Here is a 17,456-nt window from a genome sequence, read left to right as displayed (position 1 = left end):
TCCGCCACAGTAATGAATTCTTTTCCTGCTGCCAAAGTTTTGTTGTTTGTGTTAGCTTGATCTTTCATAAATTTCAGATATAGGGTTAAGTTTTAAATTGATTAGGGTGAATCACATCGTACTTTCCGATACGCGCAGATCATTAATGTCCAGCAAATGTTCCGCTTTTCGTATCGCTTCGTCCGTGAACGTTCTTTCGTTCTTCATTTTGAATAATTCTTTGCGCTGATGGTCATGGATATCGGCCATAACCTGCTGGAATTCTTCCCGTTCAGAGGCCCTGTTAGTGCATACCTCAACCGAGTTCAGGTATTGCTGGTGCCCCTCTATCTCATGTTTAAGCTTTTCGGCATAAGCCTTTTCCGGCTTTGGTCTCATCTGTGAAAAGCTGCACCTCGCCGTAAGCAAGGCCTTTAAAAACTACTGTTGTGCTTTCCATTATGCTGTAGTTTCGTTTTCGGCAACTTCATTCTGAATGGTCAATGCGCCGGAGGGGCATTGGGCGACTTGACCGATCAGTTCCTTGGTCGTCGCATTTTGCGGTCGTATCCAGGGGCGGGCCTTAGGGTCATAGACCTGAGGCAGTGTCCTGACACAGACGCCGGAATGAATACATGCTTTCGGGTTCCAGAGGATCGTTATTTCTCCGTTTGGATATTTGAGTGTTTCCATAGCGTGCTTTTTATAGATCAATGTTGAAACTTATAAAAAGGCACAGATAGCGACCGTGTGTCGCCTTCCGTGACAATTGATATAAGTTGACACGCAAATCTCTGCAACCGGGCTAAAAAAGAAAGATGATATTTATCGCAAAAAGTAGTAGATAAAAGTCTACTTTCTGATCTGACAAAAAAGAAAAAAAGCAGTTATTTCAGGTTATGCTGACGTTTGACACGGCTTAGCGTATCCTTATTGATGCCGAGATAGGATGCGATAATATGCTGCGGAAAACGTTCAATAAGTTCAGGATAGCATTCTACAAGATCGGTATAACGCTTATCTGCCAGAGAACTTATAGCAGAGGTAAGACGACGGTTGTTGGCCATTATATTGCGCTCGTCGAGCTTAAGCCTCATTTCTCGATATGCAGGTACTTTTTCCTGCAACTCATTAACACCTTCCTTGGTAATATAAAGCAGTTCGCAATGCTCCCAGGCATCGATATGGTACCGGCTTGGCGTGAGATCCACAAAACTTTCGCGGTCACCCATCCACCAGTCTTCAACTCCCAGCCGTACGATGTGTTCAATGCCCCTGTCATCCACCGAATACATGCGCATAGCACCTTTCACGATAAATGCAAAATATTTACACTGGTCCCCGGCCTGTAACAGAAACTGTCTCTTCCTTAATCTATGTGGAATAAATGTCCGTTTGATTAATGCCTTTTCCTCGTCTGAAAGTGGATCTGAACTGAATTTCTTCAAATAGTGAAAAAAAGCATTGTGCATATAAGCTCTCGTGTCTTTTTAATATTATTGATGGTGGTACAAATATAAGATAAAACGCACATTCTTACCAACAGGCGAGCTACAGGCCCGATTTAACTAACTGATAGTTTGTTTTATATCAAATTAAATACCTCTGCCTTTCGAAGTTTTTCTAAAGATTTCATAGACAATTATCTACGTTATTTTGCTACAAACATCATCTTTCAGTTCTGTCAGGATCTTGAAATTTGCTTTATCAACATCTACAATAATTATCATGATATCTGTTCCAGGCTTTTCTTTGGTAATCTGCGTTACACGCCTTCTTTTGTCCCTTCCAAATTGCCAACCGAAAGGGGGTTGGACGAAAGACATTTGGAACAACCAAGAGTGTTTGCGAACCATTGTCTCTTACGCGCATCGCAATTTTTCAATTATTTATTAATTATACAACTATCAAACAATGTCAAAAAATGTAAAAACAGGCCTTGAGGCCCTCCTTCGTCCGGAAGACAGTATCGTCGTACTAATCGATCACCAGCCGTTCCAGTTCACGAACCTGAACAGCCATGATCCGCAGGCGATCATCAATGCTGCCGCCGGACTTTCTAAAGCGGCGAAATTATTCAACGTACCAACCATTCTTACCACAGTTATCGAAGAACGCGGAGGATTACTCCTCAAACAGATCCAGGATGTATTCCCGGAGCAAAAGCCCATTAACCGTACCTTTATCAACACCTGGCAGGACCCGAACGTTACCGATGTAGTAGCCAAAACCGGCCACAAGCAACTGATCATAGCGGGTCTCTACACGGAGATCTGTGTGGCTATGCCGGCGATCCAGGCTGCAGGGGAAGGTTATGATGTATTTGTTGTAACAGATGCCTGCGGAGCGGTTTCAGTGGAAGCTCATGATATGGCCGTACGTCGTATGGAGGCACATGGTATTACGCCGATCAACTGGATAGCCGTAGTTTCTGAGTGGCAGCGTGACCATGCCCGCACAGAAACGGGACTTGGATTTGCTAATATTCTTGTAGAACATGGCGGCGCCAGCGGTGTAGCATTTCTTTGGGAACAACAGTTATTGAATACGCCAGTACCGGCACAATAACCGAAGCCTCTGACAAGTCAACATCCTGACCGATCTCAGGATGTTGCTTTTGTTTATCCTGTCACCACGATATCTGGTGGAATTTCGTATCGAGCCGCAAGGAAAGGATCGAACAGGCAAAAGAAGACCGGATGCAGGAACGGATCCTGTTACCGCCAAAGGATAACGAGGCATTGCCCGCGAACCATTCAAGACCCGCGGGAGGACCGCCGCCGAATACCCTGTCCTGAGCCATCAATAAAGTATCAGCCTTATAAAAGGGCCGTATAGATCCAACGGTAAAAAACGGACACGGAATTCATTAATTAAAAGATCAAAAGAGATAATATGGAAATAGGTATAGACAGTTTCGCCTCGGCAATGTATAGCAGCAATGAACTGAACAGTGTTGGACAAAAATAGGCCGCGAACGCGGCTGGCCGCCTGTTACGAAAAGCCAGTTCGATGATCTGGTATCGGAAAAAGGTGTCCTTGTCGTTGGCGGGCCAGAAACGGTCGCTGAAAAGATATTGCGTCACAGCGAAGCCCTTGGGGGAATAGACCGGAGCCAATTTATTTTGGAAACAGCAAGGAAGTTCGAGCCAGGGCTATGTCTAACACCAAAGATGGCAGACATTATAATTTACAGGCCAAAATATCCTGAAAAATTTCTATTTAATTGATATATATCTTATTACGTTGAGATAATAAGTTAAAAGTTCCTGATTATTCAAATCAATTTCGCCATGCCAGTGACTTTTTCTCAAAACCTTTTCCATTTCCGGAATGTGACTCCATTTGTTGATTGGAAAAGCTTTGCCATGAGGTTCGTTCTTATAATAATTATCATATATTTCCTTCACTTTTTTGAACACATCTCCTCGCAGGCTTAGCTGACTACAATGCCAACATGTTGTCAGGGATCCCGGAGCTCGTTGTCCCGGCACCGAATTGGCGGCAGATCAGCGCTTTGGAAAATCCGGACTGGCTTTCACTTCGTCGATCTGTTGGGTGTGCCGGTTGCTGTGCGCGGCTATCAGGAGGATAAACTGATAGCTGTCATAAGTCCCCACAGGTAATACCACCACATGGTTGCGCAGGTCGACCTTTGTATTTTTAACCAGGGTGATCAGTTTCTCACGGCCGGCTTTGAAGGCGGCCAAAGCTTCGGGCACGGTCTGGTAAGGTGAATTGGCCGGTTCCAGCGCCGTAAAGGTTTTGGATTTATGAGTACGGTCTTCCACGGCCTTGACCAGGTCATCATCGCTGAACTTTAGCTCCGCTCTTTTTTCGGGGTTAGCCGGTTGGGATAACGCCGGTTCCGCCATCGCCCAAAGTTCCTTTTCGGCCGCGGCGATATGTTTGATACATTCGGTCACACTCCATTTATCTGCCGCTGGTCTAAAGTTCAGTTGTGCTTCGCTTAAACCTTTCGCGGCAGCAAAAACACCGGCTTCAGTCTGTTGTAATAATTCAATCGCTTTTGTGCGTTTTTGCGGTGTAAGCTGTTGTGCCCGGCCCTGATATATTGTCAAACTTAAAATTGCGCAGATTAGGATACTTTTCATTTTAAAATAAAGGGGTTAAAGTTTGAGATGTGTTGATGGCTGCAAGGGTTTGCTCCAGGTGCCGGTAAGCCGAGCGGTAAATCAGAACCGCCGTGCTGATCCTTTTCACACCGGCATTTCCCAAAGCTTCAACCGAAGCGAGGTTGGGATTACCCACGATATTAACCGGTAAGGAAACCGTTGAAGTGATCGTTTTTATTATCGACGGATCGCCGACGCCGGTAACAAAAAGCCCGTCCGCGCCAGCCTCCTGGTAAAGTTTCGCCCTGCGGATAACGGTTTCCATAGGTTCCGGCAGTTTTTGTAGAAAAGCATCGGTGCGGGCATTAATAAAAAGCTGCTGACCGGTTTTCACCAGGTAATTTTTTATACTTTCTAATTTCCTTAAATAAACCGCCTCTCCTTCGGCATCTTCTATGTTGACCCCTGCAATTCCGGTATCGAGCAGTTGCTGGATATGGTCGTTGATAACCGCCAGGTCATGGCTGTAACCTCTTTCAAAGTCTACGGACAGCGGTATATTTATAGCAGATTTTATTCGTTGAATGACATAAAGCAACTCTGTAAAAGGAATCTGTTCGCCATCGGCATAGCCAAGGGAATCAGCGATGGCGCCGCTTGAAGTGGCGACAGCAGGAAAGCCGCCAGCTTCAATCAGTTTAGCACTTTTAGCGTTCCATGCGTTCGCTAATAAGAACGGCGCAGGCTGATGATGCAGTTCGTAAAACGTTTCGTAATGATCCATGATCAAAGCTACCGCAATTGTCAAGCGTTGATAGGGTGTAATTTAGACATCTTGACGGGTTGATATGGACAATAAATACATTTATCTTTAGTCTATGAAACATTTGACTATCCTGGTGCCCGATGGAGAGAATAACCTCAGCAGTATTGTCGGCGCCTATAAAATATTCAGCCGGGCCAATGCTTACCGCAAGGAGGTGTTTAAGATCGAACTGGTCGGCGTTTCCAAAACGGTGGACTTTCATGGCGGTCTGTTCAGCGCGCGCCCGCATAAACAAATCTCGGAGATCAAAAGAACCGACCTGGTTATCATTCCTTCACTCAACCATAACTATCACCAAAGCACGGCCGTAAACACTGAACTTGTCGACTGGATAAGCAAGCAATACCGCGAAGGCGCAGCACTGGCCAGCATCTGTACCGGCGCTTTTTTGTTAGCGGAAGCAGGTTTACTGGATGGCAAAAGCTGTTCGACCCATTGGTCGGCGGAAGAAGATTTCCGGAAACGCTACCCAAAGGTCAACCTGCAAACCGACAAACTCATCACGGATGAACAGGGCATTTACACCAACGGGGGTGCCTATTCCTTTTTAAACCTTGTCCTTTATCTGGTGGAGAAATATTACGACCGGGAAACGGCGATCTATTGCGCCAAGGTGTTCCAGATAGAGATCGACCGGCACAACCAGTCGGATTTTATCATCTTCCAGGGTCAAAAAGCACACAGTGATGAGCTGATCAAAAAAGCGCAGGACTATATTGAGCACCGCCTCGATGAAAAGATCGCTACCGAAGACCTGGCCGCCAGTCTGGCTATCGGCCGGCGAAACTTTGACCGCCGCTTTATCAAAGCGACCGGCAATACCCCAACCGAATACGCCCAGCGCGTAAAGATCGAAGCGGCCAAAAAGGCTTTTGAAAACAGCCGCAAATCCATCAATGAGGTGATGTACGAAGTCGGCTATTCTGATCAAAAAGCATTCCGGGAAGTATTCCGGAAGATCACCGGGCTCTCACCGCTTGAATACCGTAACCGCTATAATAAAGATGCCGCTTAAATACTTTAGCCATCACAAAAATGACGGTTACCGGTTGCCTGTTTGCGATTAGACAAACGAACTAAAGCGGCTGCGCCAGGCCGACCTGAAGAGGGCTCTGGGTAAAGTTAATGAACTGGCTGGGCTACCCGCGGTTTGTCGCACAGGGCGGCGACTTCGGTGCGATCGTTTCCATGCGTATCGCTTTGAATTACCCAGATAGTTTGATCGGCCTGCATTTGAATTATATCCCGTTCAATTACCGGCCCTATCTTCCCGATGGCGAAAAGCTGACGGGCGACGAAATAGAAACGCAACGAAAAATCGGACAGTTTTTCCTGGCGGAAGGCACTTACGCGCAATACAGGCAACTTAACCATTAACGCTTTCTTACGGATTGATGATTCGCCGGTCGGCTTATGTGCCTGGATACTGCAAATCTTCAAAAGTTTTTCCAATCCGGGACTGAACCCGGAGGAGCTTTTCAGCCGGGATGAGTTGCTCCCCAATGTCACCCTGTACTGGGTAACTGGGACTATCTATTCCTCGATGCAGTTATACCGGGAGACCACCAGGGAACCGCCGGACTTCGGCCCGGCTGACTTCGTCCGGACGCCCACCGGGATCGCGCATTACCCCTACCCGACCAGTTTTCCCGCCAGGAAATACGTGGAGCGGGGCTTTAACATCCGCTACTGGAAAGATATGCCGCGTGGCGGCCATTTTGCCGCCCTGGAGCAACCGGAGCTTTTCGCCACTGACCTGAAAGAATTCGTGTCCAGGCTTTTACCGGGAATTGCGCGGGTGTAACTGGGTATAAAATTATTTTCAAATAACCTACAAATAATTTTGTAGGTACAAAATTATTTGTAGGTTTGTATTATGAAAGTGAACGAACCGGGTGAAAATAAGAAAATAGAACCGACCAAGTCTGAACTCCAGATCCTGCAGGTATTATGGGAGCACGGTCCTTCACCCGTGCGTTTTGTGATGCAGGAGATCAATAAAATCCGGGAGCTGAACTATACGGCAACGCTCAAGCTTATGCAGCTGATGGTGGATAAAGGTATCCTGAAAAGGGATGAAAGCAAGATGCAGCATATATATCATGCGGTGGAAGATGAGCAGCAAACAAAGGAACATTTACTGGATAAATTCCTGGATACCTTATATAAGGGTTCGCCGGCTAACCTGCTGATGCAACTGGCCGGGAATAAGAAAACATCTAAAGAAGACCTGCAGAAAATGAAAGCGCTACTGGACGAATTGGAAAAAAAAGTTGATAATAAGAAAAAATAAATGGAGCAGTTCGTCCAGCATATCTTACCGCAAAGTATTGCACAGGCCTTGTGCCGGACGCTGATACATTCCCTTTGGGAAGGTTTGTTGCTGGCCATACTGACCGGCCTGGTGATCCTGCTGACCAGGAAATCTAAAGCTGCACTGCGTTATCAATTGCTGGCTGCGGCACTGCTGCTGTATACGGCCGCAGCCGGCCTCACACTGGTTTTGGAGTTGAACAATAACAGTGGCAAAGGTTTGGAATTAGGCTTAAAGCCTAATGATGAGCCTGATTTCATTGCTGTATTGGTAGCACGATTTAACGACCTGCTGAAAACTACCCATGAGCATGCGGGCGTAGTATCTGGCGTCTGGCTGCTGCTGGTCGGCCTGCAAAATGCCAGGTTGCTCTTTGGTCTATACACCCTGGAACGACTAAAAAGGGTGAGGGTAAAACCTGCCGGACGACACTGGCAGGAAAAAACGGACCGCCTGTGCCGGGTCCTGGGGATTAGGCAGACCGTTTCTCTGCTGGAGTCGGCCATTATTAAAGTACCGCTGGTAATCGGCTATCTGAAACCGGTGGTGCTGGTTCCGGTAGGTTTGATTAATTCGCTGGAACCGGAGCATGTGGAAGCTATCCTGCTGCATGAGCTGGCGCACATCCACCGGAAAGATTATATCGTCAATATCCTGCAAACCGTTTTGGAAACACTTTTCTTTTTTAACCCGGCGGTGCTTTGGCTCTCCTGGCTGATCCGTACGGAAAGAGAAAACTGCTGCGACGATGTGGTCATAGCCCATACCCACAACGAGGTCGGTTATATGCGTGCGCTGGTTCGTTTCGAGGAATACCGGAATAATTTGCCGCTGCATGCTATCGCCTTGACCGGTACAAGGGGCAATATGCTGGACCGCCTGGAACGGATATTAGCCGGGAAGAACCGTTCACTGGGCAAGCTGGAGCTGACCGTTCTTGGGTTTATCCTGGTATTGAGTATAGTCTTCATTGCTGCCAGCCCCCGAAATACCGTCCGTTCCTTGCTCAAAACACCCGTCCCGGTGGTCAGCGGCTCTAACAGCAACAGCCTGGAAGCGAAGAAGAAGGCGGAAGCCGCCGAGCGAACGCGTCACAGGCAAGCCGGTCCTTAAGCCAGGGCACAACTACCTTATTTCTTAACCATTTTTTGCACACCAGCCAGTGTCCCTGGCCGGTTATTGCAGCAACATTTATAAAAATCAATCGCATGTTCAGGAATTATTTTCAAATTGCCGCCCGGAACCTCCGGAAAAACATCGCTTTTTCGGTGATCAATATTGCAGGCCTCAGCATCGGCCTGGCCTGCTGCACCCTGATTTTATTATATATCAAAGATGAGCTCAGCTTTGACCGCTTCCATGTACAGCAGGGCCATCTCTACCAGCTCACCTGCCTGCGCAGTGAACAGGACGGCAGTGTGAAAAAATTCTCCATTGCCGCGCTGGTGCAGGGGCCGGCCTTTCAACAGGAGATCCCGGAGATACGGGCTTATACCCGCGTCAACCCCAAGGATATCGTGATCAAAAACGGGAACGATGTCTTTAATGAGCAGGTCACCTGGGCGGATGCCAATTTCTTCAGCGTTTTTTCTTTCCAGCTGCGCTCGGGAAACCCCGCCACAGTTTTGTCAGATCAGCACGCCATGGTATTGAGCGAACAAAGCGCAATTAAATATTTCGGCAGCGTGCCTGCCGCGATGGGCAAAACCCTGCAGCTGGAGATCAACGGAAAATTCCAGCCTTTTACGGTTACCGGTGTTGCAAAAAAAGCACCGCAGAATTCCAGTATCCGGTTTAATATCGTCCTGCCGTTTTCCTATTTCGAAAAAGCCAGTCCGGATAACGGCTGGATGTGGGTATCCTTTCCTACTTATTTTTTGCTTTCGCCGGGCGCCAACCCCCAAAACATCGCCCGTAAAATGGACCAGGTATACCGTACCCGGGCCAAAGACGAGATCGATTTGAATAATCTGGCGGGTTACGGCAACCATTTCAGCTGGGGGTTGCAGCCATTGACGGCCATGCACCTCAACACGGATTACGAAGGAACGCCGGGGGTCAGCGATCCCATCTATTCTTATATCCTGAGCGGCATCGCGGTGTTTATCCTGCTGATCGCCTGCATCAATTTTGTCAACCTAACCGTGGCGCAATCGCTAAGAAGAAGCAAAGAGATCGGCATCCGCAAAGTGATTGGCAGCAAGCGCAGCCAGCTGACGCTGCAATTCTTAAGCGAATCGGCCGGCATCTGCCTGATCGCCTTTATCCTATCGGTGGTTTTGGCGGCGCTGTTACTGCCGCTTTTCAATGAGCTGGCGAATAAGCAACTGAGCTTTTTCTACCTGTTAGACTGGAAACTAATCGCGGGCTTTATTGGACTGTTCCTGTTGACGAGCTTTGCCGCCGGCTTTTACCCGGCGCTGGTCTTATCCGGTTTCAATCCTTCCGATGCACTTGCGGGCAAAGCGGGTTTAGGCGGTAAAAATACACTGGCGAAAAGCCTGGTTGTTATCCAGTTTGCGCTGGCCACCTTCCTGGTCATTTCTACCCTGTTTATTTACGCCCAGTTTGACTTGCTGACCCAGACCTCCGTTGGCTACCCGGATAAGGACCTGCTTAGCTTCACGGTGGGACAGGGAATCCGGAGTAAAGCGGTGATGGATCTTTACCAAAACGAATTTCCCAAAATACCCGGCGTGCTCGCTGCGGGTTATAAGAACGTCGGGCATTTTGGCGGTAAGACGCAGGCTGGGAATAAGGAATTTACCGCGACTTATGAACGCATCGATGTGGCGTATTTACCGGCATTAGGGGTCAAAATGGCCGCCGGCCGTAATTTCTCCCCGGAATTCCCGTCCGATTCCACGAATGCTGTGCTGATCAATCAAACGCTGGCCGGCCGGCTCGGCTGGAAGAATCCAATAGGCAAAACCATCGACTACATGAATTTTCCCGCCTGGGGCAACCGGAAGGTAACCGTTGTCGGCATGGTAAAAGATTATTATAACGAATCGCTGAAAGAAAAGATAAAGCCGCTAATCTTTACCGGTGAATCTTCGATGCCGCTGGGGCAAATGATCGTGCGCATCAGACCGGAGCATACGGCCGCCACTTTGCTTTCCCTGGAAAAAACCTGGCACCGGCTAAGCCCAGATCATCCCTTCCCGTATGAATTCCGGGAAGACACCAACCTGCGTAGTTATGAAGCGGAAAGCAAGTGGAAGCGGATCATCACGTTCGGCGCCGTCATCACCATTTTCATTTCCGGCATCGGTTTATTTGGCTTGGCCATGCTGTCGGCCAAACGGCGCGAAAAGGAGATCGGTGTTCGAAAAGTACTGGGCGCATCGGTAACGGAACTCGCCGGTATGCTCAGTATGGATTTTGCGCGGCTGGTGCTGGTCGCTTTTGTGATCGCGATTCCGGCTGGCTGGCTGGTCATGCATCGCTGGCTGCAGAGCTTCGCTTACCGGGTAGAGTTGTCATGGTGGCGCTTCGTGATTGCGGGCATCATTACATTTGTCATAGCCATGCTAACAGTGAGTTACCAAGCCATCCGGGCGGCGCTGGCCAATCCGGTCAAATCACTTCGAAACGAATAATCAATGCTTACTATTAAAAACAACAGATCATGAAAAAAGTAATCTTATGCAGTTTGATCATGCTGGCACTGATCAGCATGAAAGCCACGGCCCAAACCGGCGACCAGGCTACAAAACCAGTTAAAATCGGCGACGAATGGCAGATGCCTAAAGATGTGCTCCTGCGCGCCAAAAATTTTTCGGAAAGCCTGCAAAAATCCTTAGGACTGGATGGCGCGGTTACCAAAAAAGTATTTAACGCCTACCTGGGAAATACCAAACCGGTAGACGAGATCCGCATGGGGCAAGGTTCTGAAAGCGAAAAGAAAGCTGCCCTGGTAGCTAACCAGGCGGAGTTTGATCAAACGCTGAAGAGTATTCTGTCGCCGGGAGGGTTTGCGCAATATATTAAATCGAAAAAAAACGGGAAGTCATTGGCACAAAAATAGGCTGATGACCTAAAAGCTCAACCGCGCGCCTTAGGTGTTATGATCATGGGCTGATCGGCTTTTGCATTAAATTAGCTTGGCCGTCATCCGCAAACATTCATACAAGTCACGGCGAAACAGCTTTGCATTCAGATCGCCGCAGCGCTTTCTGACTGCCTGGCAGCTGTTTTTCCTATATCCGTCTACTAACTGTGCATTATGGTGTTCCTTGGCCGAGCATATTGAGTTTTTGATTTTTGTACGCCGGTCATTGTTGAAGAACGCCCGAAACAATTTAGTGCGTTTGGAAAGCCTAATGAAAGGAAATTTTTAAAGCAATTCAAAACCGTACGATCCCATGTCCGCTATCGTTACATTAATGGATATAAATAAAATATAATTTACTTTATATTAGCATGTTAACGGTTTGGAACGGGGATTGAAGTACAGAAAAACTTGAATGCATATATCTTTCATATCACCCCTTATGACCTGGCGTTCCTGGGAGTGATATTTATCGGATTTTCTTTTGCGATGCAGCTGGGATTCACCAAAAAGATCAACCGGGCTGCAAACCGCTTTTTGAGTTTAGCCCTAATTACGATGGCGCTGTGGCTGCTTTGGGTACTGGGTAAGGATATCGGTCTTGAAGCCTATTTTTCACATTGGAGCTGGCTGCCACTGCGGTTTACGCTTGCACTTGGCCCCCTGATCTTTTTTTATGTGCTTAAAATAACGCGGCCAAAATACCAATTCCGTTGGAAAGATCTCCTGCATTTCGGCCCGCTGTTACTCGAACAGGGCGTTTTGGTATTGGAGATTAAGGAGAGCATCAGGACGGGTGCGGCCACTTATCATACGCTGACCTTTCAGCAACTAAAGCCGGTATTGCAATTGCTGGCGTTTATTTCGGTCAGCACCTACCTGTACGCATCTCATAGGCTGATAGAACGCTTTTACCGGGGCCTGAAATTTAACGGGGGAGATCGGTACCGATACGAACTGCGGTGGCTGCATCGCTTACTGAGGGGGTTTGGCTTGTTGTGGCTATTGTGGATACCCTATGCTGCCGTGGATTATTTTTATTACCATAGTCAATTAAGCATACACGCTTATTATCCTTTGTATTTCCTTTTAGCGGTAATCTTCACCCGGGTGGCAATTGTGGCATACTTAAGGCCGGAAGTTGGCGTAACGGTCGGAGCACCTTCGCTTCAAAAACCAATGCCACCGATGGAGTTGAAGCAAAAAGGTGCCTGGCTGAAAAAGGCTATGAAAATCGGCCTGTATTATCAGGATCCGGAACTCAACTTAAGCTCGCTGGCTGAAAAGCTTGACCTGACTACCCATGAGCTGTCCCGGATCATCAATACGGTACTCAAAAAAAGCTTCAATGATTTTATCAATGAATTTCGCGTTGCAGATGTAGCCAGCAAAATGCAGGACCCCGCTTATGATCACATTACCCTGCTGGGCATTGCATTTGAATCGGGATTCAATTCCAAATCCACTTTTAACCGCGCTTTCCGGCAAATGACCGGGAAGGGCCCGGCGGAGTATAAACAAGAGCTGAAAAAAGAGCGCCCATTTTATAACTTGAGGCGCTATCCCCATTTTGCGGCGGTAAATTCATCTCATGAAGTGATCCAAATATGGTCTTCTGAGAAATTAAACCGCAATTTCATGATCAAAAATTATTTAAAACTCACCTGGCGCCACCTGACCAGGAACAAGGTGTATGCGGCGATCAATATCATCGGGCTTGCCACCGGCATGGCTGCGTGCATCGTGATCCTGCTATTCGTATTTTACGAAAAGAGTTTCGATAGCATGCACCACCGTAACATCTACCGGCTTAATGATGTGGAGACATTTACCAGCACGGCAACTTCTCAAAAGACAGCCATAACCATGTTCCCGATGGGGCCGACGCTGAAAGAAGAATTCCCTGAAATCCTGAACTACAGCCGCGTGGATGGTAAAAGTCAATACGAGATGACCTATGGAAAGAAAAGAGTGTTTTTTCCGCAGGCCTTCTTTGTGGATACCTCCTTTCTTCGGATGTTCGATTTTCCGCTGCTGAAAGGAGACCGGAAAACTGCCCTGCAAAAACCAAATAGTATTGTGCTGACGGAATCGGCGGCCCGGAAATTATTCGGCGCTGAGGATCCCATAGGCAGGACGGTTCAGCATTTTGGGGAGGATACCCTTGTTTATACAGTAACGGGCATATTGAAAGATGTGCCCGCCAACTCCCAATTCCAATTCGACGCCCTGCAATCTTTTAATACCATCTACAAACCGAAGTGGATGGACAAATGGAGTGATCATTGGGTAAACACTTACATTGAACTCGCACCTCATACCGATGTGGCTGCACTGGAAAAAAAATTCCCTTCCTACCTGAAAAAATATCATCTGTCGGGCAAAGATATACATTACGGGATGTTCCTGCTACCGTTAAGGGACGTTCATGCAGGTGCCGTCGATATCATCTATGACGATATCAATTTCCAGAAATTCGATGAGCGTTATACCAATATTTTTATGGGCATCGGGCTGCTCGTTTTGCTCATCGCCTGCATTAATTTCATGAACCTGTCCACTGCCCAGTCGGCGGAACGGAGCAAAGAGGTGGGCATCCGTAAAACGATCGGCGCCTTACGCTCACAATTGGGCCTCCAGTTCCTTGGCGAGGCAGTCCTGTTATCCTTGTTCGCATTGGTCATTGCACTGGTGCTGGTGAGCCTGACGTTGCCGTATATCAATAAACTAAGCGGGCGCGATCTGAGCGCAATTTTCTTTGTGCACCCCGGACTGCTGGTGGCTTTATTCCTCGGAACGATCCTGCTTGGCGTGTTATCGGGTTTGTATCCGGCCATTTACCTATCCTCCTTTCAGCCGGTAAAGGTGTTAAATGGTGTAGGTGAGTTAGGCAGAAAAAAAAGCACTTTTAGGAATGCCTTGGTTGTAGGACAGTTTGCCAGCGCCATCTTTCTGACTGTAGCTACCATTCTCGTGTTTCGTCAGTTAAATTATATGGAAAAGCGGGATCCGGGCTTTGACCGCGACCAGGTTGTCACCATACGACTGCATGGAATCACCTCCGGTAAATATGCTTTGCTGAAGGAAGAATTGTCAGCCGGTTTGCTCGTGGTAGGTGTAACCGGGGCGCAGGACCAGTTGGGAAGCGACGTGGGACAGCTTGGCTTCGGATTCTGGCCGGGCAACGGCCCGATGCGGGTAGTGATCACCCCCGGGCTGTTCGTAGATCACGATTATCTGAGCCTTTATAAGATACACCTGGTAGCGGGCAGGAACTTCTCCAGCGAAAAGTCCGCGCTCGCGAAAGAATTCATCATCAACGAGACCCTGGGCAGGGAACTGCTCAAAGATCAGCCAGGAATGCCGTTGTCATCGCTGATCGGAAAACATTTCGGGGGTGATACTTTGTCAAGCATTGTAGGTATTTCCAGAGACTTCAATTTCAATTCCCTCCATCATAAGATCGAACCCATGTTCCTGGGCGATCTAAACCAACCGGTAGGCGGAGGATTCAGTACAATGTCGGTGAAAATAAACGGTCAGCAGGCCAGCCAGGCCATCGCGTTTATCGAGTCTACCTGGAAAAAAGTTCTGCCGGAGTATCCTTTTGAATACCAGTTCCTGGACGACCATTTTAAGGAAATATACAGAACAGATACCCAGGTCTCCCGGATGGTGGCGATCATGACCGGCCTGGCGATCTTCATCTCCTGTTTAGGGCTTTACGGGTTGGCCTCTTTTTCCACGGAGAAGCGGGCCAAGGAGATCGGCATCCGTAAGGTCATGGGGGCCTCTGTAAAAGATGTCGTCTTCCTGCTGTCCAAACATTTTATCGGGCTGGTGATGATCGGGAATTTGATTGCCTGGCCGCTGGCCTGGCTGGCGCTTCATCGATGGATACAAGGGTACGCGTACCGGGTTCCTTTCAGTTGGTGGGTGTTCGTGCTGGCAGGGATAGCTGCGCTGCTGATAGCACTGGCGACCGTGAGCTTCCTGACGATAAGGGCGGCAACGAGCAACCCTGTAAAGAGCCTGAGAGCAGAATAGTTTTAAGCCTAATAATAAATTGTAAGGTAAAATAAGAAATACCATCTGAGATTTATAAAAGTAAAAAACAGCTAATAAAAACAAATAATGTTCAAAAATCATTCAAGACTTTATCTTATTAAGAATAAGATAACATTGGTCCTGTTTTTTTTAATGTCGTTCATAACGATTGGCAGTTTGAATGATCCTGCTACGGCACAGGGTACAGACGTCAATATCCGCGATCACGGTCTGCCAGACTCTCTCCATTCGTCCATACTCGACCAGGAGCGTCGGTTTAAGGTGATCCTGCCGCCCGGCTATAAGCCCGGAAGTGCTGAAAAATATGATGTAATGTATGTATTGGATGGAAGTGATTGGAACACAGGAACGATCGCACAGGTGCAGCATTTTGTCGAGGATCAGGGCTTCATGCCGCCAACCATTATTGTCAGCATCGTTGAACCCGACCGGAACGCCGATCTCGCACCTACGCATTTGGACACCTGGAAAAATTCGGGCGGAGCCGACAAGTTCCGCGCGTTTTTCAGGAATGAATTGATCCCATATATTAATAAGCAGTATCCCTCCAACGGAGACAACACCCTTTGGGGGCATTCTTTGAGTGGTATGTTTGTACTTTACGCACTGCTCACTGAGCCAACGCTCTTCAAATCTTTTATCGCGATCGACCCGAGTGCCTGGTGGGATAATAGTTATGTATTAAAAATGGCTGCAGCTAAACTGCCAACCCTGCCATTTCAAAATACAACGTTCTTTATCGCAGGCCGGGAAAGTACGCTGGGCAGTATGAAAACAGATACGCTGGAAACTATCCTAAAAAATAACGCGCCTGCAAGTCTGAAATGGAAGCTTGATGTTTATTCAGGCGAAACACACGGCTCCGTAAAATTCAAAGGCACCTATGACGGCCTGAAGTTTATCTATGAGGGGTATATCAAGAACATGCTTTTTTCTCCAATGAACGGCATTGTAATAAAAGATAAATCTTTTAAGCTTTCCTATTATGAGGATACAACCCGTATACACTACACGGTTGACGGAACGGTCCCAACACCCAACGCTCCAAAAATTCAGCAGGCGACCACAATTAACGGCCCGGCTACGGTCACCTATAAGGCCCTGACTAACCGAAGCAGGTACGATAGAATTACGACGGGTCTTTTTACTGACGAGGAAATTCCGAAGCCGCTCTCGAACGCTAAGCATTGGCAGCATGGTGGATTTAACTACGCTTATTACGAAGGAACCTGGGATAAATGGCCAGATCTTACCAAACTGAAACCTGTAAAAACCGGAATGACCGACAATAATTTTGATCCTGATAAGCTACCGCGGAAGAATCATTACGCGCTGGTGATCGACGGCTTACTCGAAACGAAGGAAGAAGGATATTACATTTTTGGAGTAGGTAGTGATAAAGGCAAGCTATATATTGGTAATAAGTTGGTCATTACCTGCGGTGGCGATTACAAGACATACATAGTACCCTTATCAAAAGGATTTTACCCGTTCCGGATAGAATACCTTCATCAAGAAGAGGAGTATAAATTAGACTGGCAACAATATTTGACGCCAAGCATCATGGACACCCAAAACACGATACTCATTCCGGTTAACCTACAATATAACAAAAGGTAAGCATAGGCAGTCGCAGGAGATGACATATCAACAGTTGACTTTGCAATCCTTGTTTTTTTAGCGTCTGCCCACATAGATCGCAGCGTAGCAGTGAGCATCATCTCAATAAGTCTCCTTTTGGAGCTCAGTCAATCTCCGGCATTTTTTTTAAGTCTCCAATAAATTGGTTCCTACCAGGCGCACTAACCGCACTCCGTGCGAAGTCGAAAACCACTTAAATCAGCGATTTAAGTGGTTTTTTCATTAATTATCCCCTTATCAACCCTTTGTAAAACCAAAGTTCTCGTTAACTATCCTGCTACCTGCTTTTTGTTTTTAACTTAGGCAACGCAAACCGCATTAATAAATTTAAATACAGTTTATTACATCGTTAAAAGTTGTTTTTTAAGGCGATTTTTATTGAGTTTGTGTTACCTAAACCCGGGGTGAAGTATGAAACATTTAAAACTTAAAAATTAAATTTTATGCAAACATCACAGTCGTTTGGTATTCATTTTAAGAATAATAGGTGATAATGAT

The 17,456-nt window shown here is 47.2% G+C and carries 16 protein-coding genes; 10 read left to right on the top strand and 6 right to left on the bottom strand.

What is annotated here, in order from left to right; all coding sequences use genetic code 11:
• Positions 1 to 111: 111 nt before the first annotated feature.
• The 3 genes from AC1DRQ_RS07640 to AC1DRQ_RS07630 form a co-directional block, all read right to left on the bottom strand.
• Entirely contained in the window at positions 112 to 378 is a 267-nt protein-coding gene (locus AC1DRQ_RS07640) for a hypothetical protein (protein WP_477423361.1), read from the bottom strand.
• 60 nt (positions 379 to 438) lie between these two features.
• On the bottom strand, positions 439 to 672 hold the full coding sequence (locus AC1DRQ_RS07635) for a (4Fe-4S)-binding protein (RefSeq protein ID WP_477423359.1): 234 nt from the start codon (positions 670 to 672) through the stop codon (positions 439 to 441).
• A gap of 194 nt (positions 673 to 866) precedes the next feature.
• Positions 867 to 1,451 (bottom strand): Crp/Fnr family transcriptional regulator, encoded by a 585-nt coding sequence (locus AC1DRQ_RS07630; protein WP_477423357.1) that lies wholly within the window; start codon positions 1,449 to 1,451, stop codon positions 867 to 869.
• 442 nt (positions 1,452 to 1,893) lie between these two features.
• Between AC1DRQ_RS07630 and AC1DRQ_RS07625 the strand changes: the two genes are divergently transcribed.
• On the top strand, positions 1,894 to 2,547 hold the full coding sequence (locus tag AC1DRQ_RS07625; RefSeq protein WP_477423355.1) for a hydrolase: 654 nt from the start codon (positions 1,894 to 1,896) through the stop codon (positions 2,545 to 2,547).
• Positions 2,548 to 2,852: 305 nt separating this feature from the next.
• On the opposite strand, the gene AC1DRQ_RS07620 is transcribed toward AC1DRQ_RS07625, so the two are convergent.
• The 3 genes from AC1DRQ_RS07620 to AC1DRQ_RS07610 all read right to left on the bottom strand — a co-directional run bounded on the left by AC1DRQ_RS07620 (position 2,853) and on the right by AC1DRQ_RS07610 (position 4,839).
• A complete protein-coding gene (locus AC1DRQ_RS07620) occupies positions 2,853 to 3,065 on the bottom strand; it encodes a hypothetical protein (protein ID WP_477423353.1) in 213 nt (70 codons plus the stop codon).
• A 423-nt stretch (positions 3,066 to 3,488) separates the two neighbouring features.
• On the bottom strand, positions 3,489 to 4,061 hold the full coding sequence (locus AC1DRQ_RS07615; RefSeq protein WP_477423351.1) for a DinB family protein: 573 nt from the start codon (positions 4,059 to 4,061) through the stop codon (positions 3,489 to 3,491).
• Between the two features lie 34 nt (positions 4,062 to 4,095).
• Positions 4,096 to 4,839, bottom strand: a complete 744-nt coding sequence (locus tag AC1DRQ_RS07610; RefSeq protein WP_429393673.1) for an isocitrate lyase/PEP mutase family protein — start codon at positions 4,837 to 4,839, stop codon at positions 4,096 to 4,098.
• Positions 4,840 to 4,933: 94 nt separating this feature from the next.
• On the opposite strand from AC1DRQ_RS07610, the gene AC1DRQ_RS07605 reads away from it, so the two are divergent.
• The 9 genes from AC1DRQ_RS07605 to AC1DRQ_RS07565 all read left to right on the top strand — a co-directional run bounded on the left by AC1DRQ_RS07605 (position 4,934) and on the right by AC1DRQ_RS07565 (position 16,937).
• Positions 4,934 to 5,896, top strand: a complete 963-nt coding sequence (locus tag AC1DRQ_RS07605) for a GlxA family transcriptional regulator (RefSeq protein WP_477423350.1) — start codon at positions 4,934 to 4,936, stop codon at positions 5,894 to 5,896.
• 110 nt (positions 5,897 to 6,006) lie between these two features.
• Positions 6,007 to 6,258, top strand: coding sequence for an alpha/beta fold hydrolase (locus tag AC1DRQ_RS07600; RefSeq protein ID WP_477423348.1), 252 nt, complete (start codon positions 6,007 to 6,009; stop codon positions 6,256 to 6,258).
• 166 nt (positions 6,259 to 6,424) lie between these two features.
• Positions 6,425 to 6,685, top strand: a complete 261-nt coding sequence (locus tag AC1DRQ_RS07595) for an alpha/beta fold hydrolase (RefSeq protein ID WP_477423346.1) — start codon at positions 6,425 to 6,427, stop codon at positions 6,683 to 6,685.
• Positions 6,686 to 6,757: 72 nt separating this feature from the next.
• On the top strand, positions 6,758 to 7,174 hold the full coding sequence (locus AC1DRQ_RS07590; RefSeq protein WP_477423345.1) for a BlaI/MecI/CopY family transcriptional regulator: 417 nt from the start codon (positions 6,758 to 6,760) through the stop codon (positions 7,172 to 7,174).
• The gene (locus AC1DRQ_RS07585) at positions 7,175 to 8,308 is read left to right on the top strand and encodes a M56 family metallopeptidase (RefSeq protein WP_477423343.1); all 1,134 of its coding nucleotides are present in this window, start codon (positions 7,175 to 7,177) and stop codon (positions 8,306 to 8,308) included. It abuts the gene before it with no gap.
• A gap of 95 nt (positions 8,309 to 8,403) precedes the next feature.
• Entirely contained in the window at positions 8,404 to 10,797 is a 2,394-nt protein-coding gene (locus AC1DRQ_RS07580; RefSeq protein WP_477423341.1) for an ABC transporter permease, read from the top strand.
• A gap of 29 nt (positions 10,798 to 10,826) precedes the next feature.
• Positions 10,827 to 11,225 (top strand): hypothetical protein, encoded by a 399-nt coding sequence (locus AC1DRQ_RS07575; protein ID WP_477423339.1) that lies wholly within the window; start codon positions 10,827 to 10,829, stop codon positions 11,223 to 11,225.
• Between the two features lie 435 nt (positions 11,226 to 11,660).
• Positions 11,661 to 15,296 (top strand): ABC transporter permease, encoded by a 3,636-nt coding sequence (locus AC1DRQ_RS07570; RefSeq protein WP_477423337.1) that lies wholly within the window; start codon positions 11,661 to 11,663, stop codon positions 15,294 to 15,296.
• 87 nt (positions 15,297 to 15,383) lie between these two features.
• Positions 15,384 to 16,937: an alpha/beta hydrolase-fold protein gene (locus AC1DRQ_RS07565; RefSeq protein ID WP_477423335.1), complete on the top strand. Its 1,554-nt coding sequence runs from the start codon at positions 15,384 to 15,386 to the stop codon at positions 16,935 to 16,937.
• Positions 16,938 to 17,456: the final 519 nt, after the last annotated feature.

The organism is Mucilaginibacter sp. P4_E8 (assembly GCF_056401495.1).
This window is presented reverse-complemented; position numbering and strand designations above follow the sequence as displayed.

What these genes read in the sequence shown, in the direction of transcription:
- AC1DRQ_RS07640 (WP_477423361.1), bottom strand. Translation starts at nt 378, where the DNA reads ATGAGACCAAAGCCGGAAAAGGCTTATGCCGAAAAGCTTAAACATGAG.
- AC1DRQ_RS07635 (WP_477423359.1), bottom strand. Translation starts at nt 672, where the DNA reads ATGGAAACACTCAAATATCCAAACGGAGAAATAACGATCCTCTGGAAC.
- AC1DRQ_RS07630 (WP_477423357.1), bottom strand. Translation starts at nt 1,451, where the DNA reads ATGCACAATGCTTTTTTTCACTATTTGAAGAAATTCAGTTCAGATCCA.
- AC1DRQ_RS07625 (WP_477423355.1), top strand. Translation starts at nt 1,894, where the DNA reads ATGTCAAAAAATGTAAAAACAGGCCTTGAGGCCCTCCTTCGTCCGGAA.
- AC1DRQ_RS07610 (WP_429393673.1), bottom strand. Translation starts at nt 4,839, where the DNA reads ATGGATCATTACGAAACGTTTTACGAACTGCATCATCAGCCTGCGCCG.
- AC1DRQ_RS07605 (WP_477423350.1), top strand. Translation starts at nt 4,934, where the DNA reads ATGAAACATTTGACTATCCTGGTGCCCGATGGAGAGAATAACCTCAGC.
- AC1DRQ_RS07600 (WP_477423348.1), top strand. Translation starts at nt 6,007, where the DNA reads ATGAACTGGCTGGGCTACCCGCGGTTTGTCGCACAGGGCGGCGACTTC.
- AC1DRQ_RS07595 (WP_477423346.1), top strand. Translation starts at nt 6,425, where the DNA reads ATGCAGTTATACCGGGAGACCACCAGGGAACCGCCGGACTTCGGCCCG.
- AC1DRQ_RS07590 (WP_477423345.1), top strand. Translation starts at nt 6,758, where the DNA reads ATGAAAGTGAACGAACCGGGTGAAAATAAGAAAATAGAACCGACCAAG.
- AC1DRQ_RS07585 (WP_477423343.1), top strand. Translation starts at nt 7,175, where the DNA reads ATGGAGCAGTTCGTCCAGCATATCTTACCGCAAAGTATTGCACAGGCC.
- AC1DRQ_RS07580 (WP_477423341.1), top strand. Translation starts at nt 8,404, where the DNA reads ATGTTCAGGAATTATTTTCAAATTGCCGCCCGGAACCTCCGGAAAAAC.
- AC1DRQ_RS07575 (WP_477423339.1), top strand. Translation starts at nt 10,827, where the DNA reads ATGAAAAAAGTAATCTTATGCAGTTTGATCATGCTGGCACTGATCAGC.
- AC1DRQ_RS07565 (WP_477423335.1), top strand. Translation starts at nt 15,384, where the DNA reads ATGTTCAAAAATCATTCAAGACTTTATCTTATTAAGAATAAGATAACA.